Annotated in this window: 22 protein-coding genes; 6 read left to right on the top strand and 16 right to left on the bottom strand. The window is 55.3% G+C overall.

Translation table 11 applies throughout. The annotated features are described in order from the left end of the window. Positions 1-24: 24 nt before the first annotated feature. From JF44_RS0110085 to JF44_RS0110055, 7 genes are read right to left on the bottom strand one after another with little or no spacing between them, the layout of a single operon-like run. A complete protein-coding gene (locus JF44_RS0110085) occupies positions 25-1,125 on the bottom strand; it encodes a glycosyltransferase family 4 protein (protein ID WP_033068827.1) in 1,101 nt (366 codons plus the stop codon). Next, positions 1,122-1,862: a glycosyltransferase family 2 protein gene (locus tag JF44_RS0110080; protein ID WP_033068826.1), complete on the bottom strand. Its 741-nt coding sequence runs from the start codon at positions 1,860-1,862 to the stop codon at positions 1,122-1,124. The genes JF44_RS0110085 and JF44_RS0110080 overlap by 4 nt, the downstream gene beginning before the upstream one ends. Beyond that, complete coding sequence (locus tag JF44_RS0110075; RefSeq protein ID WP_033068825.1) at positions 1,855-3,366, bottom strand: hypothetical protein; 1,512 nt, start codon at positions 3,364-3,366, stop codon at positions 1,855-1,857. Before JF44_RS0110075 ends, JF44_RS0110080 begins: the two co-directional genes overlap by 8 nt. After that, positions 3,351-4,094, bottom strand: a complete 744-nt coding sequence (locus tag JF44_RS0110070; protein ID WP_033068824.1) for a hypothetical protein — start codon at positions 4,092-4,094, stop codon at positions 3,351-3,353. The genes JF44_RS0110075 and JF44_RS0110070 overlap by 16 nt, the downstream gene beginning before the upstream one ends. Next, complete coding sequence (locus JF44_RS0110065; RefSeq protein WP_156111649.1) at positions 4,091-5,275, bottom strand: hypothetical protein; 1,185 nt, start codon at positions 5,273-5,275, stop codon at positions 4,091-4,093. The genes JF44_RS0110070 and JF44_RS0110065 overlap by 4 nt, the downstream gene beginning before the upstream one ends. Beyond that, a complete protein-coding gene (locus tag JF44_RS0110060; RefSeq protein WP_156111648.1) occupies positions 5,232-6,443 on the bottom strand; it encodes a glycosyltransferase family 4 protein in 1,212 nt (403 codons plus the stop codon). The genes JF44_RS0110065 and JF44_RS0110060 overlap by 44 nt, the downstream gene beginning before the upstream one ends. Further along, positions 6,434-7,558 carry a glycosyltransferase family 4 protein gene (locus tag JF44_RS0110055; RefSeq protein WP_162181399.1) on the bottom strand — a complete coding sequence of 375 codons (1,125 nt, stop codon included), beginning with the start codon at positions 7,556-7,558 and terminating at the stop codon, positions 6,434-6,436. The genes JF44_RS0110060 and JF44_RS0110055 overlap by 10 nt, the downstream gene beginning before the upstream one ends. A 192-nt stretch (positions 7,559-7,750) precedes the next feature. Here JF44_RS0110055 and JF44_RS19940 point away from each other — a divergent pair, with 192 nt between their 5' ends. Next, positions 7,751-9,220: a WecB/TagA/CpsF family glycosyltransferase gene (locus tag JF44_RS19940; protein ID WP_052065706.1), complete on the top strand. Its 1,470-nt coding sequence runs from the start codon at positions 7,751-7,753 to the stop codon at positions 9,218-9,220. Next, complete coding sequence (locus tag JF44_RS0110045) at positions 9,217-11,397, top strand: GumC family protein (RefSeq protein ID WP_033068821.1); 2,181 nt, start codon at positions 9,217-9,219, stop codon at positions 11,395-11,397. Before JF44_RS19940 ends, JF44_RS0110045 begins: the two co-directional genes overlap by 4 nt. Before the next feature lie 282 nt (positions 11,398-11,679). Here the strand turns inward: JF44_RS0110045 and JF44_RS0110040 are convergent, their stop codons facing one another. Further along, positions 11,680-12,978 (bottom strand): O-antigen ligase family protein, encoded by a 1,299-nt coding sequence (locus JF44_RS0110040; RefSeq protein WP_162181398.1) that lies wholly within the window; start codon positions 12,976-12,978, stop codon positions 11,680-11,682. Positions 12,979-13,112: 134 nt separating this feature from the next. Here JF44_RS0110040 and JF44_RS0110035 point away from each other — a divergent pair, with 134 nt between their 5' ends. The 3 genes from JF44_RS0110035 to hrpB all read left to right on the top strand — a co-directional run bounded on the left by JF44_RS0110035 (position 13,113) and on the right by hrpB (position 18,115). Then, positions 13,113-14,204, top strand: coding sequence for an O-antigen ligase family protein (locus tag JF44_RS0110035; RefSeq protein ID WP_033068819.1), 1,092 nt, complete (start codon positions 13,113-13,115; stop codon positions 14,202-14,204). After that, on the top strand, positions 14,186-15,532 hold the full coding sequence (locus tag JF44_RS0110030; protein ID WP_052065705.1) for a prenyltransferase/squalene oxidase repeat-containing protein: 1,347 nt from the start codon (positions 14,186-14,188) through the stop codon (positions 15,530-15,532). Before JF44_RS0110035 ends, JF44_RS0110030 begins: the two co-directional genes overlap by 19 nt. Before the next feature lie 75 nt (positions 15,533-15,607). Then, positions 15,608-18,115: an ATP-dependent helicase HrpB gene (hrpB, locus tag JF44_RS0110025; RefSeq protein WP_033068818.1), complete on the top strand. Its 2,508-nt coding sequence runs from the start codon at positions 15,608-15,610 to the stop codon at positions 18,113-18,115. A gap of 11 nt (positions 18,116-18,126) precedes the next feature. Here the strand turns inward: hrpB and JF44_RS0110020 are convergent, their stop codons facing one another. The 5 genes from JF44_RS0110020 to JF44_RS0110000 all read right to left on the bottom strand — a co-directional run bounded on the left by JF44_RS0110020 (position 18,127) and on the right by JF44_RS0110000 (position 22,390). Then, positions 18,127-18,750 (bottom strand): class I SAM-dependent DNA methyltransferase, encoded by a 624-nt coding sequence (locus JF44_RS0110020; RefSeq protein ID WP_033068817.1) that lies wholly within the window; start codon positions 18,748-18,750, stop codon positions 18,127-18,129. Positions 18,751-18,852: 102 nt separating this feature from the next. Next, positions 18,853-19,332 carry a transcription elongation factor GreB gene (greB, locus tag JF44_RS0110015; protein ID WP_033068816.1) on the bottom strand — a complete coding sequence of 160 codons (480 nt, stop codon included), beginning with the start codon at positions 19,330-19,332 and terminating at the stop codon, positions 18,853-18,855. A 104-nt stretch (positions 19,333-19,436) separates the two neighbouring features. Next, a complete protein-coding gene (locus tag JF44_RS0110010; protein ID WP_238318422.1) occupies positions 19,437-20,723 on the bottom strand; it encodes an MFS transporter in 1,287 nt (428 codons plus the stop codon). Positions 20,724-20,939: 216 nt separating this feature from the next. After that, complete coding sequence (locus JF44_RS0110005) at positions 20,940-22,115, bottom strand: DUF3095 domain-containing protein (RefSeq protein ID WP_033068815.1); 1,176 nt, start codon at positions 22,113-22,115, stop codon at positions 20,940-20,942. Between the two features lie 56 nt (positions 22,116-22,171). Beyond that, positions 22,172-22,390: a SlyX family protein gene (locus JF44_RS0110000; RefSeq protein WP_033068814.1), complete on the bottom strand. Its 219-nt coding sequence runs from the start codon at positions 22,388-22,390 to the stop codon at positions 22,172-22,174. 97 nt (positions 22,391-22,487) lie between these two features. Between JF44_RS0110000 and JF44_RS0109995 the strand changes: the two genes are divergently transcribed. Further along, positions 22,488-23,033: a class I SAM-dependent methyltransferase gene (locus JF44_RS0109995; RefSeq protein WP_033068813.1), complete on the top strand. Its 546-nt coding sequence runs from the start codon at positions 22,488-22,490 to the stop codon at positions 23,031-23,033. Between the two features lie 12 nt (positions 23,034-23,045). Here JF44_RS0109995 and JF44_RS0109990 read toward each other — a convergent pair whose 3' ends face one another. The 3 genes from JF44_RS0109990 to JF44_RS0109980 form a co-directional block, all read right to left on the bottom strand. Continuing rightward, positions 23,046-23,279 (bottom strand): GDCCVxC domain-containing (seleno)protein, encoded by a 234-nt coding sequence (locus JF44_RS0109990; RefSeq protein WP_033068812.1) that lies wholly within the window; start codon positions 23,277-23,279, stop codon positions 23,046-23,048. Next, positions 23,266-24,150 carry an NAD(P)-dependent oxidoreductase gene (locus JF44_RS0109985; protein WP_033068811.1) on the bottom strand — a complete coding sequence of 295 codons (885 nt, stop codon included), beginning with the start codon at positions 24,148-24,150 and terminating at the stop codon, positions 23,266-23,268. The genes JF44_RS0109990 and JF44_RS0109985 overlap by 14 nt, the downstream gene beginning before the upstream one ends. 283 nt (positions 24,151-24,433) lie before the next feature. Beyond that, a complete protein-coding gene (locus JF44_RS0109980; protein WP_033068965.1) occupies positions 24,434-24,847 on the bottom strand; it encodes a tellurite resistance TerB family protein in 414 nt (137 codons plus the stop codon). Positions 24,848-25,260: the final 413 nt, after the last annotated feature.

Raw genomic sequence — 25,260 nt, 5'->3', positions numbered from 1 at the left:
AAAACACAAAAGTGAAGTCGTGTTTCAGGGCGGACCAGTGATATCGGAAACCTGCTTTGTCAGTTCGCGGGCAAAACGTTCGTGATGGAACTCATGTTGGCACATTTGGTATGCCTGATCCCGCATGATTGTTGTTTCCTCGGGTGCCTTGATGGCCGTTGAGATGGCCGTTGCCAGCAAATCCGGGTTGTCTGGCGGGCACAATTGGCCGGTTTCTCTAGGACGGACAAATTCCGGCAGTGTCGCGATGGTGCTGGTGATCACGGGAACAGATGCAGCCATGGCTTCAAGCACGACAAGTGGCTGAGCTTCATTGGCATAGGTACTGGGAAAAACAAACAGGTCAGTGTTTTTAAGCGCAGCCTGCCTTTCATTTGGCGAGACAGGACCAATGCAGCTTGCGGCATCATGCATCTGGTGTCTTTCCAGCAAGGCATCTAGTTCGGATTTGGAGATATCACCATGATCACCGGCAATGGTCAGGTGACAATCTGTGCCTTCGGCGCGCAGCAGTGCACATGCGGCAATCAGGGTTTCGATGCCCTTGGAGCGAAACAGATTGGAAAGCCACAAAAGCCTGACCGGCTGATGCGGTGCCCATGGATCGGTGCGTTGAGGCAGAAATAAGCCAGCCTCCAGACAGTTGCGAATGATCACGGTGGTACAGGTCAATTCGGTGACTTCCGGGCGCAATTTTTCGCCTAACAGGATGACGGTCTGTCGGTGAAAAACATGTTGCTGGAATTGTTTCTGCCATCGCGATTTTCGCATGTTGGGCAGGCCACGACCATGAAGATGCAATATCACCGGCACGCGAAAAAGCTTTGCCAGCAGAACATAAAGACAGTCGCGGTAATAGGCGGAGCCACACGGCGCGAAGCAGATGTAAAGTGACTTTGCCTGTGGCAACTTCCAGGCCAGCCGCATCAGTAGCCAGACCGCCAATGCAAGCTTGCGCAGCGAGAAGCGGTTTACCTCTGACACTGTTCGGGCAAAGCGCATCTCAATCACCTGAAGATCAAACTGCGCTGAGAGGGCATCAACAGCATGCTGGTTCATTTTTGCGGCACCATGCATCGGCGGTGGGAGCTGAACCATGGCAACGACTTTTGCGTTTTTTGTCACAACGTCCCCCTGCTTAATCGTCGCAGCTTGCCAAGTAGGGGCCAAATCGATCGGGGCAGGTGCATGCGGTGGCGATCAAGCACCATCGCAAGTGTTTGCTGGTAGATATCAGCAGATATCCGGGAGAAATATCGGCTTTGCGGATCAAGCGTGCGGGTGATCAGAGGCGTCCCAATACGCCAAATCCTTGCTTGCCCGACGGTGACGGCCCGTAAATAGAAATCAAGGTCGATACAGCATGGTAAATCGGTGTCATACCCGCCAATGCGTTCCCAGACAGACCGATGCATGGCAAGGGATGAATGATGTAATGGATTGGCAAAATATAGCCGCGCAGCAGGGATGTGCTGGAGATGTCCAAAACGCGCTCGCCACGGGTCAGAGGTTGCCGTGGCAAAAACAAGCCCGCCGGGATGATCGGTCAGATGTTTGGCCTGATGATCAAACCGATCGGGATGGGACGCATCGTCAATATCCTGTATGGCGATCAGATCGATCGGGCTGTTTTCAAGTGCCAGGTTAAGTGCCGCACCGCGTCCAATCCTGCCGGGGTGAAGCACTGTGATGGTGGTTTTATCCTGCAATCTATCAGGAAGGGCTACCGGGTTTTCTGAGCCGTCATCAACGATCACTGCATGATCATTTGGGCCAAGGATTGATGCCAGATTATCAAAATAATCAACCAGATGTGCATCGCCATTATGCACGGTTGTGATGATCGTGAACGGCTTACGCATTGGGCTTTCCCCAGATGATCACGAGTTTGGCTTTGTTGGCATTTGGCGCACTTACGCGCATCGCGGGTCCCGCGGCGCTAAAGGTTGGGGAATGATCAATCTGAAGCGCAGTGTTGGCATGCATCTGTATGCCAAGGGCAGGGCAGATGATGACGCGTTCCGCAGTTTGGATAAGATCAATTCTGCCATCAAACAGGATACGGAAAAGATCTGCGCATTGGCCTGATGTATCGGGAAAGCCATCACTTATGATGACCTGATGATCCTGAAACTCAATCTTTCGCGTGCCTGCAATGCCACGAAGTTCAAAGGCAATTTCAAACGTGTTGTCGGCCGTGTGTTTGGTACGAAGAAAGCGTGCGAAATGATCTGTACCGATGGCGGGTAGGGGATGCGATTCCTTGTCATAGAGACTTGGTACGTCCTGTTCTCCGCCCGTGGGGGGAAGAAGAAGTTTTGCAGTAGTTCCCTGACCGGAAACGATGACTGGCGCACCGGATACGTCAAACACCTGTTTGCCCCGCAACGCCATCTGCGCATGATAGTGCCGGGATGAGAAATGCGCAAAGTGTGATGTGGTTTCAACTGTGCCTGCGGGGGACGGATGTTTCCCGTGCATAGGAAGTTTTGCTGCCTTACACAGCCAGTATCCCGCAAAGGCAAGATAATCATCATGGCGGTTGTAGTTGTACCATCCCGGTGTTTCGGGGTTTGCCGGGCCGGGTGCATCTGGCAGTGGGGCTGCCGCCAGCAGATTAAGTGGTAATCCCGCATCGGTGAAAACGGCCTTTTCAATCCGATCAAGGATGGCGTTTGCCGGGGCCTGATATCCATGTTTGATCAGGGCATATAACGCACAGACTGCGCCAAAACTCTGCCCCGCACCACGCCCGGTCAAATTTGCATATCCGTGCGTACCACTCAGGGCTGCAAGCAATTTGGTTGCTGTGCGGGCCAGGCGTTGTTGGTGTTTGTTTGGGCTATCGGACAGAAGTGCAGCGCAAAAGGCATGATACTGGGCCGAAAAGCAGTTTGGACGGTCCAGAAATAGCGGGCTTCGCCAATACCGACAGCGGATCAATGCAAAATGCGCGAGGTTGGTAAGCTTTGTGCCAAGCCCGTCGTCCCGCTTTTGGCGGTTCATCAGACCAAGTATTTGCCAATTGGCAACATCGGGGCTTTGTGAGGGTGCGTTGCGTAAAACGCCTGCAATGGTTTCTTCTGACAGTCCGGGCGTTTCACGGAAGGCATATTCAATGAATTCGCGGTGATACCCCCTGTCCTGAGGTTCCGTCTTTAATGCGGTTAGCGCGCGTTCAATATTGGCGTGAAACCGATTTCGATCTAGCTGGGTCCAAAGGTTGATGGCAAAGGCCTTGGCATAGAAATCCGGCAGGGCAAAAGTCCCGTCTGCCTGTTGTCGTCTTGTTAAATCATCTGCAATTTGACAGGAAATTTTACGACAACGGGTGGTCAGATCATATTGGGCTAATGAAAGCGACATGTCACCTCCAGCGTCAATGATTGACCACGCTGAAGACGGTTAAGCGGTACGGCCTGTATTTCCGGCCAGTTTCGCCCCATGCGTTCACGCAATCGCCAAAGGGCCTTTTGGGCAGGTGTGATGCGCCATAATAACTGGGCAAGGCGATCAGGGGCGGAGACGGTGAAAAAGCGATTGGCCCAGCGCAGCCAAACCTGATCAACCGGGTTACGCGGCAATAAACGTGCATGAATGATCCACTGGTCCGCCCGATCACGAAGATACAAATATGGATCAAACCGCCCTGCACCTTCGGCATGATCAAGGGTGACGGTGATGGTTGCGTGGTTCTGCCCGACAAGCCTGACCGTGTTGGTTTGATGAAGGCGGTATTTGTCGCTATCGGTATGAAGGATCGTTTTGTTGTCAATGACCCCGTGTTTGATGGCCGTTTTGTCAAAAACCATGCGCAGCACACCATCTTGCAACAGGATGTCATCAAGGGCGTGAAAGCGAACCTGAAGATGAAGTGTGTTGGTTTCTGATTGTTGTGTGGCGTAGTCAATTTGCAGCCGACCGCCGGAAAGCAACCAGACATTTTCGTTGCGCTGAACGTTTCTTGGGGTATCGGTAAGGGTGACAAACGCATGCCGGTCCGAACATTCCAATCCCCACGGACCAAAGGTGATGTCACCAAACTGCCCGTGAATAAGCTGGTTATTGCGGATGGTTGTTTTCAGTTGGTTCATGCGGTCACCTGCCGGGTGATCACGTAGCGCTGACAGGCAGACAGGATGACCATCAAAACCGCCAGGCGAAGTTCAATCAGCACCATGACATCGGTTGCGGTGCCGACGTTGGGGATGGAAAATGCGGTGATGATTGCCAGTGCAAGGCATATCCAGCCGACCAACCTGAACGCAGTTTTTTCCTGCAAGATCAGTATTTGCCGTGTCAAAAGCGCAAACAGCATCGGCCATGCTGCACCGGCCTGAAGGACCGAGATCAGCAGATCGGATGGTGCGCCATAGATCAATGTCGCAAGGGCCTCAGGCCAGAAGAAAAGCATCAGGGACACCGAGGCCATTGGCATCAGCAGCCAGAAATCACGCAAATGTCCCGATTGACGTTTGGCAAACAGTGTTGATGCAATCGCAGCAGTCAGGCCCGCACAAAGTAGAAAAACGCGTTGTGCGAGAAACAATGTGTCGTCTCCTGCGCCCAATAAAACGAAATCAAGGTTGGGCAGAAACCCTGCCAGCAATGTGAACCCGACAAGGCCAACGGCGTTCTCGCCATGGCGGGCAGGGACAGTGAGGTCGCTATCGTTTCCGGTGCGCTTGAATGCAAACAAACAAGCAAAAACAAGGCTTGCCAGCGAGATTGCCGGTGCAATGCCATAAAGCGCATCAGGTGATTGGCTGACAGATGCCCAAACGGCAACCATGATACCGGTGACTTGTCCGAGAACGGCAATCAGGCCCAATCTGGAAAATCTGGTTTGGGCGGCCACAATCCAGTCCGGCGAAAGGGCACAGGCAAACGGCATAAGCATCAGGGGCCAGAATTGCCCCAAAGGTTGGGCTGCGTATTTGATGACAAGGACTGTTGAAACAAGCGCAATCACAAGCCGCAAAATCACAAGAAAACGGGCTTTGACAAATGACCGGCTTTGGGCGAGGCGAACCAGAAGCGGCCCGCTGCCTGCCTGTGTTGCGGTGATCGCCAAACCAATCAGCGCAAGTGCCTTAAAGTATTCGCCAAGCACCTCGGCTGCAAAAGAATGCCCGATGATCAGAAGGATCACCATGCCGCCCAGCCGGGCTGACAGGTTTGCACCGATAAGCCAAAGTGGATAGAGGCCAGATCGTATGGTTTGAAACTTGTTAACCATGGCGCGACAGAACAGCTTCATGGGCCAGATCGACACGCTGGCCATAACCTTGCAAAAGATCGCGGGCGATTTGGTCCCGCGCCGTTTGTGCAATGTTTTGGCGCATGGTTGGATCAGCGATCAGGGCCGAGACAGCGGTTGCTAACGAGGATGGATCACGCGGTGGCACGATCAGCCCACTTATGTGATTGATTACCGGGCTTCCGGCATCAAAGGTGGTAACGACCGCGCATCCCGCTGCCATGGCTTCCATGGTTGCAAGGCTTGCGCCTTCGCTCAGGCTGGGAAAGACGAAAACATCCGATCCAAGCATCAGGTCAGCGACCTTTCGATGGGGCAAAGGCCCCTGCCATGTGACCCCGTCCGGCAGGTTTGACAGCATTGCCCGGGCACAGGATTTTGCCGGGCCAACAAGGGTCAGTACGACACGTAACCCGAACTTTTCGCGGATGGTTTTCCATGCGGTCAAAAGATGCGCGATGCCTTTTGCCAGTGACAGGTTGCCGACATAAAACAGCCGAACGATCGTGTCATTATGCGTGGTGCGGTGCCGATCAAGCAGCGCCTGACAGCCCGGCGCGATGAAGGGTACAAGATGAATTTTTTCTGGTGCGACGCCGCACCGCTGCAAACCATCGGCCACCGCGTCAGATGGCGCGAATACCGCATCGGCAAACTGTGCCTCCTGTGTGCGGCGTCGGGCAAGAAAGGCTGATATTTCGTGATATGTCCGGTTGTGGCAGGCGTATTCTGCGGCAAGCTGTTGGCAACGGATTTTTGCCAGTTGGCCGGTTACATCTGAGATTGTTACCATGCCATGTGCCTTTGCCCGGCGCATCGCGGGCAGGCTGTAATTTCCCTGTCCGTGCAAAATGTCGGCTTTGGGTGTGCGCAGGGCTGCCAGCATGGACAAGGGAACATCTGAGTAAAGGTTTGGCGCGAGCAGGCCCAGTTTCTGTGCTGTTTTGCCAAGCACGTCAGGCAGCAGATGGCGACCGGGAATATCAGACAAACGCGCATCAGTCTGTCGTGATTTGGGGCGAATGGGGCCGGTGCCGTCATGGCGCCAAAAGCTGTCCCAGCGTGCCAGTCTGTGTTGATCGTTCAAATGACTGGCGAGTATTTTGGCTTGATCAATACGGCTGATCAGCCAAACCGATGGTGCTGATGTCGATGTTCTCGCGTTTGGTTTGATCAGTTCCATCTGCGGCTTTCCGAAACTTCACATGTTGCGTGCGTGATGGCATCCCACATTGCCGCCCCGTGATGCGTGGGCGTATTAAAGTTGATCTTTCCGGCCTGAATTTCGCGGGTTTGTTCCCAATGGTCGGGATCAGAAAGCAGACGGATGCATGCTGTGACCCAGGCCTTGTCGTTATCGACCGGTAGAATTTCGGAATTTTCCAGAACATCGGGTGCACAGCCAACCATCGAACTTGCCAGAACCACGGCCCCACAAGCTATGGCGTCAATGACACCGACGCCATATGCATCATTTCGGCTGGGAAACAGGCATAGCTTGGCATTGTTCAGGATTGCGGGAAGTTGGTCTGGGGGCAGTTGTCCAAAAACGTCGGTTCGTTCTGATACCCCAATTGCAGATACAAGCTGTGTGGTGTTTGTGATGTCGGTGCTGCCAACAATCGCGATTTTGTCCGTAATGCCTTGGTTGGAAAGTTTGTCGACGATTTCAATAAAGCGATCAAAGCCCTTTGAATTGGTGGTTCGCCCACACCAAAGCAAATCATATTGCCTGTTTTCACGATCCTTCAGATTGGTTTCGTCTGGGGCCTCAAAGGATGGTGGGATGGGGGCAATTGCGACCTTTTGGTTTGGTATTCCCTGCTGTTCAAACCAGGCCACACCGCGCGTGCTTGCGGCAATGAAGCCATCAGCGCGGGCAACCATGTGTTGACGGAGCTTGCACCTGACAGGATTGGTATAGGCATCATCGGAACCTGCCCAGCCATCAAATTGCAAGATGGTTGGAATCCTGCGTTGACGCGCCCAGTTTTGCCCCTGCCATTGGGCGATACCAAACCCGGCAAGGATCAAAACCGATGGTGGTGATTTTTGCAGGGTGCGGGTAACCCCAAAAGGAATGGATAATGTACGGTTTTCACCTAGTGGAAGCAGAAGCCCGGGAAGCCTTTCGCGCATGAAAGACGCCGTTGTTGCGGGCCAGTTTCGCTGTGGTTCGCCCTGTTGGGTACAGATAACCCGCAAGCCGCCACCTGCCGAAACAGCGCGGCGATGAAGCGCGTCATAGGCATTTGTTCGGTAGGGTGGCACAAGGTTGGTCAGTAATGTCACCTTCACCGCGACAATCACCTTGGGATGCTGTTGTTGTCGATAAATCAATCATAAGTTAGCATTGCCTTCAACCAATTATACAGACCTGTTGATCGACCCTGGATGTGATCCTGAGCATCGAACGACAAACGGGAAAATCCAGAAAAGTCTGTGTTATGGTTAAATGGGGCATTCAGATTGACGTGGATGGGGGCAGGAATGCGAAATGCCAAGACAGTAGAAAGATCGGAATTTTTTGGCCTGTCTCTTGATGTTCGTACCCGCCCTGAACTTTGCAGCGATATCAGAAACGCACTTGCAAAGTCACCGGATCGCCGATCCCCCACCTGTTTTTGCCAGCATTCCTTAAACGCCATAAAACTGCCCGGTGCGGTGCGCAATGACGCTTTGTTTGGGGCGCTTGCGCGCGCGGACTGCTTGTCAGCCGATGGTATGGGGATTGTCTGGGCTGCACGCATGATGGGGATCAAGGTGCCAGAGCGGGTGACCGGCATTGAACTTATGACCGATCTGCTTGGGCATTTCGCCCATGACCGTGTGCGTGTCTTTTTGCTGGGCGCCCGACAAGAGGTGCTTGATCGGTTGTCTGTGGAATTGCCTCTGCGTTTTCCCGGCCTGATCATTGCCGGGACCCATCATGGTTATGAGATGGATGACCAAAAACTTGTGAAATGTGTCGCGCAGGCGAAGGCAGATGCCCTGTTTGTTGCCTTGCCTTCCCCACGCAAGGAGATATTCGTTGATCACTTTGCTCCCCAAACCGGATGCCGTTTTGCCATGGGGGTTGGCGGGGCGTTTGACGTTCTGGCAGGTGAGGTAAAGCGTGCGCCAATCATATGGCAACGGACGGGGATCGAGTTCCTGTGGCGCATTGCTTGCCAGCCGCGATACATGATCCCGCGATATGCCCATGGTCTAAGCGCATTTGCCCGAATGGTATTGCCGACAATTGCAAAGATGCAGTGCGCACGGATACGCAGCATCCTGCGAAAACTGGCCGTGGTTGGCGCATTGATGCCGATCATGTGGGCCGCGGCGGAGGGGCAGGCACAAACGATCACGTCAGACAGGTTTGAACTGACGGATCAGCAATCAGCAATTTCGTGGCTGGAAGCCAATATTACCGAGCTCAAGGACCCGAATGATCTGAGCCAGATAATTGATCAGTTGGTTGCGGGGATATTATCGCGCACGCCGGAGACTGACGCCGAGGCCACAGCCATCGACTGGCAAGTGACCGAGGAAAACCTTGAAATAGTGCTGGGACTGTTTGATGTGGTTTTGGCCAACACCGGCGCGAGCCGTTTTTTGCTTGAGACGGTTCTGGGCGGTGTCGTGCTTGGGTTAACCGATATGCATCCAAGGCCCGATCAGTTTCAAAGTCTGGTGGCAGGCTTTGCACCCGATTTGGCCGGGCGGTTGTTTGGCGGGACATCAAACCGCCCCGCAGAGCTTTTTGACACACCGACATCCGCCGAAAGTGCGGTGCAAAGCGAAAAGGTCGGGGTCGTCAAACCCGTCAGCCAACCCGAAACAGAATGGGACAATCTATATTCGTTTCTGGATGTTGACCCGCGCAGAAACCAGACCGGAAGCATTTTTTGGGCTGCGCAGGATTATCAAAAGCTTGAAGGTATTCTGGAGCTTGAGGATGCAAGCCCGCGATGATGCAAAACCATGTGCCCACCGGTTCTGTCAGCAGTCAGGCAACCGAACGTTTTGATCCGTCTCTACGCGATTTGGTGATTATTGTTTGGCAGCGGCGTGGTGTTGCGATCCTGAGCTTTGTTGTCACGCTTGTTTTGCTTTTTGCCCTGGTTGCCAATTGGCGGGGGACCTATCGTGCGGTGGCGGAAATTGGTTTGTCGCTGGACGCGCAAATTGCAGGCCGTGTCTGGACTGATGATGGGGCAATTTCGCGTGGCGTTCTGAGCGCGCAACAGATTGAAACCGCGATTGCCGCGATTAAAAGCCAGCAGACGCTTGAGGCAGCAGCATCGGTCTTGCGCGGCGAAGGTATTACTCTGATGTCGGTGCCAGATGACGGCTTGTTTGCTCAATTGGTGGCGGTGTTCAAGCAGCCTTCTTTTGAAGAAAACCGTCCTGCCGATGAAGCCGACATGGTCACCCGCCTTCGTGGGGGACTGAATGCAAGCCGGGTTGGTAATGCAGCGGTGATTGAGGTTGGCTTTAGCGCGGCTCAGCCGGAAATAGCGCAAAAGGCGTTGCAGGCGGTTATCGAAAGTTATGTATGGCACCGTGAAAACCAACAAAAACGCACACTCCGACGTCAACTGACGGAGGCCGTTTCACAGTTTGACGCTGCCCAAAGTGAACTGGCCGTACTTGAAGGTGATCTGGCGCGGGCGCAAAGCAGGGTCGGAATGCTTGATGCGGATGAGGGCAACCGAATGCTTGATCGCATTTATGCCCTGGATGAGCAGGCCGAAAAACTGGGGCAGGAGGTCGTGGCCCTGCGTCTTGCCCGTGAAAACCGCAGGGCGGCAGAAACCCTTGATGATCTTTTGGCGATCCCCGATGTCGTAGGCCACCCAACGGTTCAGCAGCTTTCAGAACAGCTTGAAGACAAAAAGCAGGAATTTGCCGTTCTTGATCAACGATATGGTCCCAGGCACCCCCGCATGCAGGGCAAAAAGCAGGAGCTTGACGATGCGCGCATGGCGCTTGCGCGGGCGGCAGAAACCGTTTCTGGCAGTATGGATATCGCCCTCAAAGAGGCCGAGGAAAGATTACACCTGATCATTGCCCAGCGTGATCAGTGGCAGGATCGGATGGCCGCGCGCACGACAAGCGTTCAAGGGCAGGCAGCATTGATGCGATCTGTTGCCATGGCCCGTACTGAATTGCAGGAACTTGGGCAGCGGGTTCAGGCGCTGCGCCGGGCATTGGCCGCATTTCATGGCGACGCCGAAATCATTCGCGCCGCGATGTTGCCGCGTGCGGCGGAGTTCCCCAGCAAACGTCACTTGAGTGTTCTGGCCATCATGGTTGCGCTTTTTGCCGCAGTTGTTGCCGCATTATTGCGCCATTATTTTGATCAGACCGTTGATGACGATTTTGACCCGCAACCCCACCTTGGCGTTCCGTTGTTTGCCCGCATCCCCGATCGCCGCGGTGGGGCAGGCTCAAACAAGACAACCTCTTCGTTTGAGGAGGCAGCCGGGCATTTGGCCGTCTTGATGCGCATTATGGCGCAAGGTGGTGAAGGCGACAGACCTGATGATCAAACCGGGCAGGTCATTGCAATTGCATCGCCGGTTTCAGGAGATGGCAAAAGCCACATCACCCACGCATTGGCCGACAAGCTTGGCGGGTTGGGGGCGTCTGTGATTGTATTGGATGCGGACCTGCATGATCCGGCTTTGCCTGCGCACGTTAAAATCGGTGATGCAATGCGCCCGGATCTGAGTGCAGTGATGTCAGGTGATGTGGTGCTTGATGACGTTCTGACCGCAGCAAAGGGGCAAGATGGATATTATTACCTTGGGGCGCGCATGGCTGTGCCTGGCCATATTGCCACGGGCCTGATTGACAGGCGGTTGGCAGAAATTGTCACCCACCTGCGGGCGCGGTTTGATCATGTGATTATTGACACACCGCCGATCCTGTCGGTTGCGGATGGGGTGGTTGCACTTGGTTTGGCGGATGTCAGGCTATTTGCCCTGCGGTGTGGCCACAGCAAGCGTCGGGATATTGCCCACGCCCTTGACCAGTTGAGTGCAGCGGGCATTGCCCCGGAAGGGATTGTTTTAAACGGTGCGCAGCCGCGGGTGGCTTATGGCAAGGGAATATCGCCAACCGCGAACACCGGGCAGGTGTCATGAAATATGTCCTGCTTGTCATTGGGGGCTTGGTGCTGGGAGCGGGGGGCGTGGCCCTGTTTTCAGAGGTGCGCGCCTTCTCGCAGGTCAATGACAAACCATCGGCCTTTGAAAATGCCGATGGTTTTTCTGCGCAACTAAGTGCGCAACGGTTGGTGCGTGCCCTTGGTTCCGGTGATGGGCAACAGGTTCGTGATGGGCTGGCAGACGCACTTGTCTCTGATCCGTTTGATCCGGTTTTATTGACGTTAAAGGCCATCAACCTTGCGCAGGCTGACCTTGCGGCTAGTGCAAGGTTGCTTGATCAGGCGCGGGTGATTGCACCGCGTGATCCCCGTATTCGGGCCTTGTCGCTTGCCCTGCAAGCCCGGCTTCAAAGCTTGCCACCATCAGCAATACCACCGGCAGAGTAAGGGCAGGAATGATCATGACCCAGTCGCCAAATGTGCTAGGAAGTGTCATCGCAAACAACGCGATCAGAAGGGCGCGGTTTGCGGTGTGGGGGCAGGTTCTGAGTACGATTTTAATGGCCGCACTTAATGCCAGACCAATGCCCAGCATGATCGGAACACCAAACATGATGGCCCCGTCCAGCCACAGGTTATGGCTGCTAAACCAGTTGGCATGTGTGTTCAGCTTCGGGGTTGCAAAATGACCAAGGGCAAGCGTGATGCTATCCGGGCCAAATCCGGTGATTGGTCGATCTGTGATGGCAAGAAGGGCTGTCTGCCAAAGATCATCACGCTGGATCAGATCGGCGCGCGAAAGATCGGAAAAGCGTACAAAAAGCTCTGGCGAGATCAGGGTGGCAAGGCCGATTACCAAAAGTCCCCCCAAGCAGGCAAAGATCATGCGTTTGGAAAAGTTTGCGTATGGGGCCGTGCGCAGCAGGCCAAAGACCATGCCCCCAACCAGCATCATGACAAAGGCCAGACGCGAATGGCTTTGGATCAGGGCGGCGGCAAACAGGATCGCAAGCGCCAACCAGCCACCCGACCGATCAAGGCGCTTTCCAGCCGATTGCGCCGGGCTGTGGTCATAGAAAAACAGACAGGCAAGAACGCCAAACCCCATCAATGCGCCAAAGGCATTGCGGTTGGCAAAACTGCCGGTCCAGTCCCCCAGATGGGCCTGCTTGGCAAACCAGTATGTTGTGTTCCAGTCAAACAGCGCGGATGTGGCCGCCAGCGCAACCTGAAGGGCGCAACTGATCACGATGGCGCAGGCTGCAAGGTTTACGAGGTGCTGACCGCACGCTTGCCCGATCAGCGACGTCAGGGTGACAAGCCCGCCAAGCCAGACCAGATAGATGGCCGTGTCCATCCAGCCATCTGGCATCAGCGCGATCATTGGCGCCTTGAACGGATCAGATTGTATCGGCCAGATCGGCAGGCTTTGTATCAGGCACCAGACGATCAATGCGCCCAGAAACAACCAGGCATGGCGCAGGTAACCTGCTGCGCGCACGGGACCGGGGCGCATGCAAACGGCAAGGATGCCGGTCCCGGTCAGCATCGCCAGAACCGCCAATGCCCACGGCCGCGCTCCACCCAACATCAGCGGGGTCAGAATGATCTGAGCCATCAGACAAATTTGCGCCAGCTTGAGCATCCGAAACGATCAACCTGCTTTGAAAACAAGACTTTCAGCATACCCGAATTTATGGGGGATGTCCTCATGCGTGCCTGTTCGTCGCGATGCAGCCGGGGTGATGCGCGATGACAGGGGGAACAATTGCGGGGATATCAGCTGACAGCCGCCACTCCGCGTCGCACGGTATTGTGCTTCCAATCTGGTTGGTTCTTTTGGGCAATCTGGTGATGGGCGGTTCGCTTTGGCTGATTGCGGCGGGCGGCATGATGGCGAAGCTGATCCTGCTTGTGTTCTGGGGGATCATGGTGCTTGGCTTTTTACGCGGGCTCAGGTTTTCGCCAACTGCGCTTATCGGCGGGGGGATCCTGCTGGGGCTTATCACCGTGATTGTGGTTGGCAGTGGAGTAGGGGTCGAGAAGCTTCGCCTTGTCGGCAATCTTTTGATGTTGCCGGTCGGGCTTTTGGCCGGGTGTGTGATCGGGCGCGATTGCCTGCGTATCATTGTTCCGGTTCTGGTGGTTTATTTGGTTCTTTCGAGTTCCTTTTACGTCACGCACGACGGCATGCGGCTTAACCAGCCGTTCCTGTTTCTGGGGTTGTTTGCGCTATGTTCAGTGGCGCAATGGCGCGGGCATCGCTGGCTTGGCGGGACTGCGGGCATTGCCGTGTTGCTAAGTCAGACGCGGATTGCGGTCTTGGCGATGCTGGTCAACCTTATGGGAGCTATTTGGTTTTCACGTGTGCTGACATGGTTGTTTGCACTTTGTGCGGTGGGCGTTTTGGGATGGGCGGCGGTTGATCATCTGCCACGCCTGTTTTTGACTCATGGCAGCGGGCGTTTTCCATTCTGGCAGGAGTTCTGGGAACTCTGGCGCGCGGCATCAATGGCGCAACAATGGTTTGGCTTCGGGGCAGGCGCGGTTGAGGCGATTTTATCATCACACATATCTTTTGGGTCGTTCGGAGCGTTGCATAACGACCATTTCCGTATCCTGTTTGAAACCGGGATTGTCGGGGCCGTATTATGGTTGTTGGGATGGATTGTAATGCTTTGGGCCGTGCGTCATGTGCGCCTTTCGGTGTGTCTGTTGCTTTCGGTTATGTTGACGATGGTGACGGATAATACGCTGACGTACGGGCATTATCTGATCTGTTGTGGTATTGCGGCCGGGATTTCTGTGCGCCGGGGGGGATGCAAATGGATAGAGCCGGTTTGATCGACATACGCGACCGGGTTCTGGCCCGCATGGCCCGCGATGGCTTTGCCGGGGCGGACCCATTTGACGGGCTTGAAAGCCGGTTGTTTCAGGCAAGCGGGCTTGGGCGGCTTGGCTTGGCGCGACTGTGTTGGGTGCAGGCGATCAAACGTGGGCCTGATGTTTTGCGCAAGGCTGCCCGCATTCCGCATATGGTAAATCCCAAAACGCTTGCGCTTTTGAGTGGTGCGGGCACGGGTGTTGTGCTTGCTGATGTCAGGGATGATCTGCTGGCGCTGCAAAACCCGGATGGTGGTTGGGGTTATCCGTTTGCCTGGCAGGCACGGGCGTTTTACGCCAAACACCATCAGAGCAACGCGATTGTCACAAGCTTTGGTGTTGATGGGCTGATGGAAACGGGCGTACTGGCGGATCATCCGGCCCTTATCCGGGCTGCGGAATTTATCGCCGGTCCGCTTTGGCGTGATAGTTACTTTGCCTATTTCGATCACACCGACGTTGAAATTCATAATGCCAGTCTGTGGGCGGGTTTTGCCCTGCTGCGCATTATCGGGCCAAATGCAAAATCCGAACAGGCGGTGGCACGTGTCTTAAGGGCGCAACGATCCGATGGTGGCTGGACCTATGGCACGCGTGCCCACCATGGTTTCATTGACGGGTTTCATACCGGCTACATTCTTGATCTTCTGGGGCGCTTTCGGGCGTCAGGTATGGTGGGGCTTGATGATGCCCTTGCGTGTGGATGGGGATTTTATCGCAGCCATTGCTTTGATCACAACGGTTTGCCGCGCAGTTTTGCCGATAAGGACGGATACCGTGATGCTCATGCGGTAGCCCAAGCCATGGCAAGTCTGTGCAGGTTTGGCGATATGGACGGGGCGGTCAAGGTTGCCCGATGGGCGGCAGAAAATCTGTTTGATCCCGAACGCGATGTGTTCTTTGCCGGCATCGGGCGGCTTGGGCCGGATCGGCGAAACTATATGCGCTGGACACAGGCCTGGATGGTCTGGGGACTGTCAATCGTGATAGAAACGATGGCGATGGATCAACGCCCAAACAGCCCGGTTCTGGCCCCTGATACGCCCCTTGTCTTTGCCCATCCCGACCCGGAGCGCAATGTCAAGGAGGCCGCGTTGCGTGCATTATCTGATACCGACTTTCGCGCCCTTTATGTCGTCACGCGCAAAGCCGCCGCAGAGATGAAAGCACGCGGTGAGATGGAAGCGCTTTATGATCTGACGCGCGGGCTGAAAACCCTGCAACGGATTGCAGGTGAACGTGGTTTGATTTTAGCTCCCCGTCCAACCGTTGACGGGGAGCAGACCTAGCAGAACTTGCAAACCTTGCCACCTCGCCAGATTTGCGAAATAACCGGCATATCATTTGCGAGCTGAAAGACCCCGATGCCCAACGCCTATCCCGCCCTGCCGATTGATGCCGTTCTGCCGGACCTGACATCCGCGCTGGATGTGGGCACCAATGCCGTTTTGCAAGCGCCGCCAGGCGCGGGCAAGACGACCAAGGTGCCGTTGGCGTTGCTGGATGCTGCGTGGCGGGGCGATCAGAAGATCATTATGCTGGAACCACGGCGTCTGGCCGCACGCGCCGCCGCCCGACGTATGGCGCAGCTTTTGGGTGAGGCGGTTGGCGCACGTGTTGGCTATCGCGTGCGGTTTGACAGCAAGGTTTCGTCTGATACCAGGATCGAGGTCGTGACCGAGGGTATTCTGGTGCGCATGATTCAGGATGACCCTGAATTGTCCGGGGTCGGTGCGGTGATCTTTGATGAGTTTCATGAAAGGTCCCTTGATGCCGATCTGGGCTTGGCACTTGCGCTTGAAACCCAAGGGGCGCTCCGCGATGACCTGCGCATTGTCGTGATGTCCGCTACCCTTGATGACGGGCCGATTGCATCGCTTATGGGCGATTGCCTATTGATCACATCCGAAGGCCGGGCGTACCCGGTCAAGACCCAATACATCCCGCCCAAGCCCGACAAATGGGGCAATATTCGCATTGATACCGAGATGACAGCGGCGATCAAAACCGCCCTTCGCGAAGAAGACGGGTCGATCCTGGCCTTCCTGCCGGGGCAGGGCGAAATCACCCGGGTTGAAAGCGCGTTAAAAGAGGCTGTTGATGGGGATGTCATCATTGCCCCGCTGTATGGTGCGATGGATGCCAAGGCACAGGATATCGCGATCCAGCCCGCCCCCGCAGGCAAGCGCAAGGTGGTGCTGGCAACCGCCATTGCTGAAACGTCATTGACCATTGATGGCATCCGGGTGGTTGTCGATAGCGGCTTGCAACGTTTGCCGCGCTTTGATCCGGCATCGGGCATGACACGGCTGGTGACGGTGAAATCATCACAAGCCAGCGCTGAGCAACGTCGCGGCCGTGCCGGGCGACTGGAGCCGGGCGTGTGTTATCGCCTGTGGTCGGAAAATGAACAGCGTGCGCGTCCGCCGTTTACCGCGCCGGAAATATCTGATGCCGATCTGGCCCCCCTGACGCTTGAGCTGGCGCGCTGGGGTGTCACCGATCCCGAAACCCTGCCATGGCTTGATCTGCCGGACGCCTCCAAGATCGATCAGGCGCGCGATGTGCTGCGCGGACTTGAGGCGCTTGATCCTGATAACCGCATTACGCCGATGGGCACTGCCATGGCCGGATTGCCGGTCCATCCGCGCTTGGCGCATATGATGTTGCGTGGGGCGCAGCTTGGTCTTGAGGTGGTCGCCTGTGCCTTGGCGGCGCTGTTATCTGACCGGGATTTCATGCGCGGGCGTGGGGCGGATTTGCGTCTGCGAATTGACGCCATCCAAAAGGGCCATGCGCCAAAAATGATTGGTGCTGCGGCCAAGCAACTGTCACGGCGACTGGCAACGGTTGCCAAACAGGCGGGGCTCGGCAAATCTGATCCAGCACAGGTTGATCGCGCTGATGAGGTCGGCTTGCTGTTGGCCTTTGCCTATCCCGACCGGATTGGCGAGCGGCGAAAAGGTGCGGATGCGCGTTATCGCCTGTCAGGTGGGCGCGGGGGTGTTTTGCCCAACGAAGACAGCCTTGCCAACGAACCCTATATCGCGGTGGCGGAACTGGACGGGCAAGCACGCGAAGCCAAGATTTACCTTGCGGCCCCGGTGGCGCGCGCCACCCTTGAAACCCATTTTGCCGATCAGATTTCCGAAGGCACAGAGGTTTTCTGGGATAGCCAAAGCGATGCGGTGGCCGCCCGCTGGCAACGCCGGATTGGCGCATTGGTTCTGGACGAAAAGGCCACCCATGACGAAGCCGATCCCGACGCGATCGCAGCCGCCATGATCGAGGGCATCCGCAAGCTCGGCCTGCATTGCCTGCCGTGGGACAAGGCCGCGAACGGTCTGCGTGAACGCTTGGCGTTCTTGCATCGGGTGGATGGCGATCATTGGCCCGATGCTTCTGATGACGGCCTGCTGACATCGCTTGAAGATTGGGTGGCACCCTATCTGATCGGGATTACCAAACGCAGCCAGCTAAAACAAATTAACCTGTCTGAGGCTTTGCTCGCCGGGATCGACTGGAGCCAGCGACAGGAAATGGATCGTCTGGCGCCCACCCATTGGCAGGTGCCGACGGGATCAAACATCCGCATTGATTATAGCGGTGAAACACCGGCCCTTCCGGTGCGCATGCAGGAAATGTTTGGCGCAACCGAAACGCCGATGGTGGCAAATGGCAAGGTCGCGGTGACGTTGCATCTGCTTAGCCCGGCGCAACGCCCCATTCAGGTGACAAGCGATTTGATCGGGTTCTGGAACGGGTCCTATGCCCAGGTCAAGGCCGAGATGAAGGGGCGCTATCCCAAACATTACTGGCCCGATGATCCGCAGGTCGCCGAACCAACACGCAGGGTCAAAAGCCGGATGTAGGGAGAACGTGCTCAGGCCGCTTCAAGAATGCAAAGCTTGCAGGTGTAGCCTTCTTTTTGGTGATACGGCGCCTCGCGGATTTCGCGGACTTTGGCGATGCCGTCTTCTTCCATCTGATCAAGGTGTTTAGCATAGCCGTCCTTGTCCCAGACCTTTTCATGCACGGTAATGACGGCCGGCGCGCCGGGTTTGATCACCCGGACCAATTCGTTCATCGCACTTGGGCCAACATGGCCGCTTGTGAACACGCCAACACTGATCACCCCGTCATAGGCGTCATCTTCGATATCAAGCTTTTGGGTCAGATCGGCGGTTTCAAGCGCATCATAAATGCCTTTTTGCCGGGCTTGTTTAAGCATGTCAGTACTAAGGTCGATGCCATCAATCGTCAGTTCGCATTGGTCATGCAGTTCCTTGCCGACAAGTCCGGTGCCACATCCAGCATCCAGAACCCGGTCCGATGATGTGATTTCAGCCGCCAGTGTTTCCGCAGCAATCGCCGGGGCGACGTAGCCCATGCCGACAAGCGTGTCGTCGTCATAGCTTTCGGCCCAATCGGCATAGACTGCGCGAATGTCATCACGGTTCCCCGCCAGGGCATAGGCGCGCTTCAAAAGTGGGTTTTCGATCCCCATGTTCTTGCTCTCCATCTGTCCTGAAGAGTGCAAGCGTACATGATATCAACATGTTATTCAAATTTGGCCCGGTTTAGCACGATCTCTGCGCGGTTCGGGCGATCAGCCGGGGTAGCTGATTTCAAGGACTTCCAGCTCGTCCTCGCCCGCAGGTGTTCGGACGGTAACCACATCGCCGACACCCGATTTCATAAGCGCACGCGCAACCGGGGAGACCCAGCTGATTTTGCCATTAAGGCTGTCGGCTTCGTCTTCGCCAACGATGCGGATGGTTTTTTCTTCGTCGCGGGCATTCACATAGGTGACTTGTGCGCCAAAGAAGATATGGGCGTGATCGGGTTGTTCTTCGGCGCGGACAACCACGGCATCTTCGATCCGCTTGCGGAGGTATCTTACGCGGCGGTCAATTTCGCGCAGGCGCTTTTTACCATAGATGTAATCCCCGTTTTCCGAACGGTCGCCATTGCCCGCAGCCCAATGGACAACAGCCACGACTTCTGGCCGTTCCTTTTTCCAAAGGTGGTCGAGTTCGGATTTAAGGGCGTCAAGGCCTTCGGGTGTGATGTAAATCGGTTTGTCCATGACCGCGTTTTAACGCAGAAATTTGGGAACGCAAAGGCCCATGAAAAAGCAGCGATCAGGGCGTGCTGATCGCTGCTTTAAAATCGAGGAAGTCTGCACGTTTGTTATGCCTTGGCAGTGCTGCGCAGTTCCTTGTCATCAATGGGCAAATGCACCACAGCGGCAAAGACGCCAAGGGCGACTGACGCCCACCAGACGGCATCGAAATTACCCGTCATGTCATAGACAATCCCGCCCATCCATGCGCCAAAGAACGCGCCGATCTGGTGCGACAGCATGACAATGCCAAACAGGGTCGCCATATAGCGCGGACCAAACACCTGTGCGATCAACCCACTGGTCAGCGGCACGGTCGAAAGCCAAAGCGCGCCCATGGATGCCGAAAACAGCAAGATGGTTTCAGATGTTTTGGGCGAGAAGATAAAGATCACAATGACCATTGCACGCATGCCGTAAATAAACGACAGGCCGTATTTCTTGCGCCATTTGCCCCCGGCCCAACCTGCTGTGAGCGTACCAATGATGTTAAACAGGCCAATAAGTGCCAATCCTTCGGCGGCAACAGAACTCGGCAGTCCGCAAAGCTCGGTAAAGGTCGGCAGGTGGGTTGCAATCACGGCAATATGAAACCCGCAGACAAAGAAACCGGCATTCAAAAGCGCGAAGCCACGATGTTTACGGGCTTCGTGGAAGGCTGCGACCAATCCTTGTGGTCCCATGTCGGGAGTGGCTGTCGGGCTGTTGCCTTCGGCCTTGCCGGTCATGGCAAAGGCCGCCGGGATGATCAGCATCGAAATGCCCGCCAGAATGACAAGGGCTGCAGCATAGCCGAATGAACTGTTAAGCGCCTGGGTGGTCGGGGCCATGACCAACTGACCGACCGAGCCCCCCGCCGATGCCAGGCCGAGTGCGAAGCTGCGTTTTTCGGCGCTGAAAACACGGCTGATGGCGGCAAGGACCACCGGAAAGCTCGTGATGCCAACACCGGTACCGATCAGGAAACCGGTGGTAAGGTGAAGCTCGCCAGGGGATCCTGATGTGCCCATCAGATAAAGCCCAAGCGCGTAAATGATACCGCCGCCAATCAGGGTGCGGGTGGTGCCGAAACGATCGGCAATGGCCCCGGCGATCGGGGCAGAAATCCCCCACATCAAATTCTGAATGGCAAAGGCCAGACCAAAGGTCGCCGCGTTCCAGCCCGTGTCATTGAGCATGTCGGGAATGAACAGGCCCAGTGATTGACGCACACCCAAATTTAGCGACAGAACAAGGCAGCCACACAGCAGGACCAGCCAGGGGAACCATTTTTTTGCACGCAGCAGTGCCATGCGGGTCGGGCTTTGGGGCGATTGTGAACCGGGTGCGGATCCGGTTTCCGGGGTGGGGCGCATCAAGGTTCCTCCGCGCGAGATGTTCTGATTGGAATGATCCGGCCGGTGGTGGTGGCGGACGACCGTTTCATTCGGTTTTTGGGCGGCGGTTCGGAAAACAGATTGGGCATGACTGATGCCTGTCTGCCTGATTTTGATCCGTCCGAACGGGCAGCAGTTTCAGGTATTCGCGCCTTTCATGCAAGAAATCTATTAAGCTTGGATGATGGGGAAACGCTATGCGTTGGATGGCGCGTCAGCAGTTGCCTGATCGCGCTTCATTTTCGCCTTATAGACTGTCGCTGCTGCGGTGTAGCCGCCTTCACCGCCATCAAGGAAATGGAAATGTGCGTCGCTGGTGATTGAGGGCACGATGCAGGTCATGATTGCTGTGCGTTGATGATGGGTGCCAAAATGAATGTCGCCCCGGTCTTCGGCAATACGCAGATATTCATCAATTTCCAAGCCACGTTCAGCACTGCAATCGACCGTCATCCAGAGCCCGTCCCCGAATTTACGAAAATCGGTGTTGTAGCCGGTATAATCGCGATAGCGCTTTGGGTCGAAATCACCCAGTTTCCAACCGGTTTTCATCAGAACAAGGGCAATGAGCGCGATATAAAGTGCCTTGAGCCACGCCTTGACATATCCGCCTTCTTTTTCCTCGGTCGCCAGAGCCTCAAGCTTAAGCCCCGGCGGGGGAAAGGCAAAATCTGGTCCTTTGGCGGGGATGGGGCTGCTTTTGCGCGGGGCGTCGTCAAGGATGTCAAAAAGCCCGGCAACAACAGCATCGAACTTTTCACGGTCTTCTGCAGGCATGACCATGATCGACAAGATCTGATTGTTTTTATCGGCCCGGATCGGGGACCAGCGACATGACAGGCCTGTCAGATCGGGGCGCGTGCCCGCTGGCGCCGGGGGAATGACGTTGTTGCCGTCGCGCATTTGATCTTCGGCCCAGCGCAGCCCGCGACCATTGAACATGGCATAGGATACCGGGTGCGACACCGCATAACGTGCAACGCGGACACTGCGACCACTGGCCCTGATTTCGGAAATTTTCGTCAGCCCGACGCGCAGTTCAAGATCAAGTGTTTCCTGCGCCCAGGTTGAAGTCGCTGCCATGGCATCACGCACGGCATCGATCTTTTCTGGCGGGCAGGCAAAGCTTGCCCCATCACCGCCAAACATGAATGGATAATCCGAATGACCAAGCGCATTGCTGACTGCGCAAATGACCGATGCCCCAACCATGTTCACATCCTTGAACCGGCCTTGGGCAACGGCCTTGGTCGAACCGACGATATCAGACGTCCCGACCCACCAGTCATCTGGAAGTTCATGATAGACCGAGCCATCAAGAACCTTGGCGAAATCATCGAATGTCGGGATATCCAGATACAGGTTGGTCACGTCGCTCTCGCAGGGGTGTCGCCCGCCCGGCAGGCATGGACGGCTGTACCGTTTGATCAATAATGCGGTGGCGGTGCATCGTCTTCTGGTGATGTACGCAGAAAGTCAATCATCCGTTTAACATCAGAAGACATCAATTTGTTCTGGCGTTCCAAAACGTCGATGCGATCCCATTGGGATTTGATCATGTCTGACAGGTCGCTTACTACGGTTTCCATGTAGGCGATCTGTGTTTCAAGTTCGGTGATACGGTTTTCGGTATCGTCATTGGGCATGCTGGTATCTTCTGGATTTGGAATTCAATCTAACTTGTGACATCGGTGCCGCTGTGGCAGGACTGTCAGGTGCAGACATTATCATAGTTTTGAGTCTATGACCGATTTATCCGTTCTTGTCTTTGTCGGGATTATTTTGGCATTGATTGCGATTTATGCAATCAGGCTGAAAGCCGTTCCAATGCCCACATCGGGCAAGGTGGCCGACGAAATCATTGCTTATATTCCATCGGAAACCGGAACCGTGACCGACTTGGGGTCGGGGTGGGGCGATCTGGCGATTGCCATTGCCCGTGCCCGGCCGGATATCGAGGTGACCGGCATTGAATTGTCACCGGTTCCGTTTGCGATCAGCCGGATGCGCGCGATCCTTGCGGCCAAGCCAAACCTTTCGCTGATCCGGGCCGATTTCCGCACCCTTGATCATAATCCCGGCGAGGTCGTTGTTTGCTTTCTTGATCCGCGCCTGATGGATGATGTCGGGGATGTTTTGTCGCAACGAATGGACCCCGGGGCAATCGTGATATCACGGGCCTTTGCCATTCCCGGATGGCAGGCCTTTGGTGAAATACCGATGAAAACAAGTTCCGACAGGCTGTATCTGTACCGGTTTGGCAGTCACAAGGCAGGTATTACTGCATAGGACGGTGCGTGATTACCCGCAACATCCGTCCTTGCCGTCGATCTGAACCGGTGGGCAGGGCACGGTTGCATAAGAGCAAAATACGCAGCAGTCCCCGGGAAGTGGTCGCAAAACCGCCCCGCACCCCTTGCAGTCATAAAAATACTGGCAGGCATCGGTGGGCATGGTTTCGGTTTCGACATGCCCGCATTCCGGGCATGTCAGCGCCGATGTCAGAATAATTTCTTTGGGATCAATCTTCTTCATAGACTTTGATCAGGGCCGAATGATCAAGATCACCATCGCCCATGCCAATCACTTCGTCATACAGTTCCATGGCAAGCCGGGTAAACGGCAGTTCCACACCCAGTTCACCTTCAGAAAATTCAAGTGCCTGGAACAGGTCCTTGCGCTGTGTAACGACTTTCCCGCCGGGCTCGAAATTGCGTTCGATCATGCGTTCGCCGTGTTTTTGCAAAATCGCAGAATCCGCAAATCCCCCCGTCAGTGCTGCGCGCAGTTTTTCAAGATCGACTGATGCCTCGTCAGCCATGGAAAAGGCTTCTGCCACGGCACCAATGGTGATGCCGACGATCATCTGATTGGCGGCCTTGGCAATTTGACCGGAACTGACATCGCCGACGTGGGTAACGCGGGCGCCAAGAACATCAAAGATGCGATGCACGCGGTCGAAATCTTCTTTGTCGGCACCGACCATGATCGACAATGTACCATTTTCGGCCCCGTGGGTGCCGCCGGAAACCGGGGCATCAATCCATGTGCCGCCCGCATCTTCGACGGCATCGGCAAAGCGGCGCGTGGCTTCGACCGACGTGGTGCCCATGTCAATGACGATGGTGCCGTCTTCCATGCCGTCAATGATGCCGTCTTCACCCAAAAGCACGTTTTCAAGGGCAACGGTATCGGCAACGCAAATGATGACGATATCGGCTTCTGCCGCGGCATCGGCAGGGGTGCCCGCCGTGGCAATGCCCAAATCTTCGAACGCATTGAGCGTTTCGGGGTTGCGGGTGTTGACTGTCAGGACTGCACCGGCCTTTTCAAGATTAAGCGCCATCGGACGGCCCATCAGTCCAAGTCCGATAAAAGCAATGTTTTCCCCGGAAAGAGCAGTCATGGCGGCAGTCCCTTTATCTGACGGTGGGCATCATCGACATCGAAGATGCAAAATCAGTCCGCACCAAGGGGCGCGGGCATGATCATCTTTGCGGTTAGGCCATATCACATTGTGGCGTTCAGAAAAGCAGCGAATTCAGGCGTCGTTATTCTGAACAGGTTTTAGGTACCACAATATCAGACAGACAGGCCATCGTGTTTGCGGAAATGCTGATTGGGTCTGTTGGTTCTATTGCTGCGGCGGATCAACCGAAACCAGGTTTGCCGCGCAAAGGCCATGGTGTTTAAAGATCGCCGGGCCGGACATAGCGTGCAGCCATGGCGCGTTCAATGGCCGCGCCAACCAGCCGATCAATATCAAGACGGTGGCGCAGCAATTCAAGAATGCGCAGTTCTTCCTGACTGATTTCACTGTCTGACAGAACGATTTCGCAGGCAAAGACATAAGCCGTTTCGCGCAATTTGCGTGGCAGAGCATCGCGGATCAGGTTCAGCGCGCGGTCCATGCCATCTTCTTCGCCCAGCAGACTTGCGCAATCGCGGGCAACGCTTGTGACCCCGTCATTATCGAAACCGGCAAAAATCGGAAGATAGCGGACACGGCGGCCCATCGCGGAAAGTTCGGCGTCGGTAATGTCATTATCGGCGGCCGAAACCATAACCATTGTGTAGATCAAGGCGTCCTGGTGCGAAATCACGTTGGTCGCTCCTTTGTTCTGGATGGCTTTTTGAAATGCTGATGACCCAGACTGTGACGCTGGCAGCAAGACCGTGTGAAAAACCTCCGAGCGAACAAATGGTATTCTGATAACCATCCGTGAGCAACAGTTAAGCGATTAAATTTTCGGGATTTTAATGATTGTGTAGTGAAATCGCGTTCATTCTGTGTGTGCTGGTCACGCGGGCGCAGAAAGCCGCGATAAGGTTGTGCGCGTGATCGAAAAGACCAAAAATGAAGCCATTACAAAAATACAAGCAAAATGATTGAGAATATTGGCTCTCGACGGGGAAATTTGGGCTTTGCACGGTATGGGGGAGCAGTTATGGTCGCGCAGCGACAACAAACATGACGAATAAAGCCGCTATGGGAGACATCAACGCAATCAATTCC

This window comes from Thalassospira australica (assembly GCF_000763295.1).
Taxonomy (GTDB): Bacteria; Pseudomonadota; Alphaproteobacteria; order Rhodospirillales; family Thalassospiraceae; genus Thalassospira; species Thalassospira australica.
This window is presented reverse-complemented; position numbering and strand designations above follow the sequence as displayed.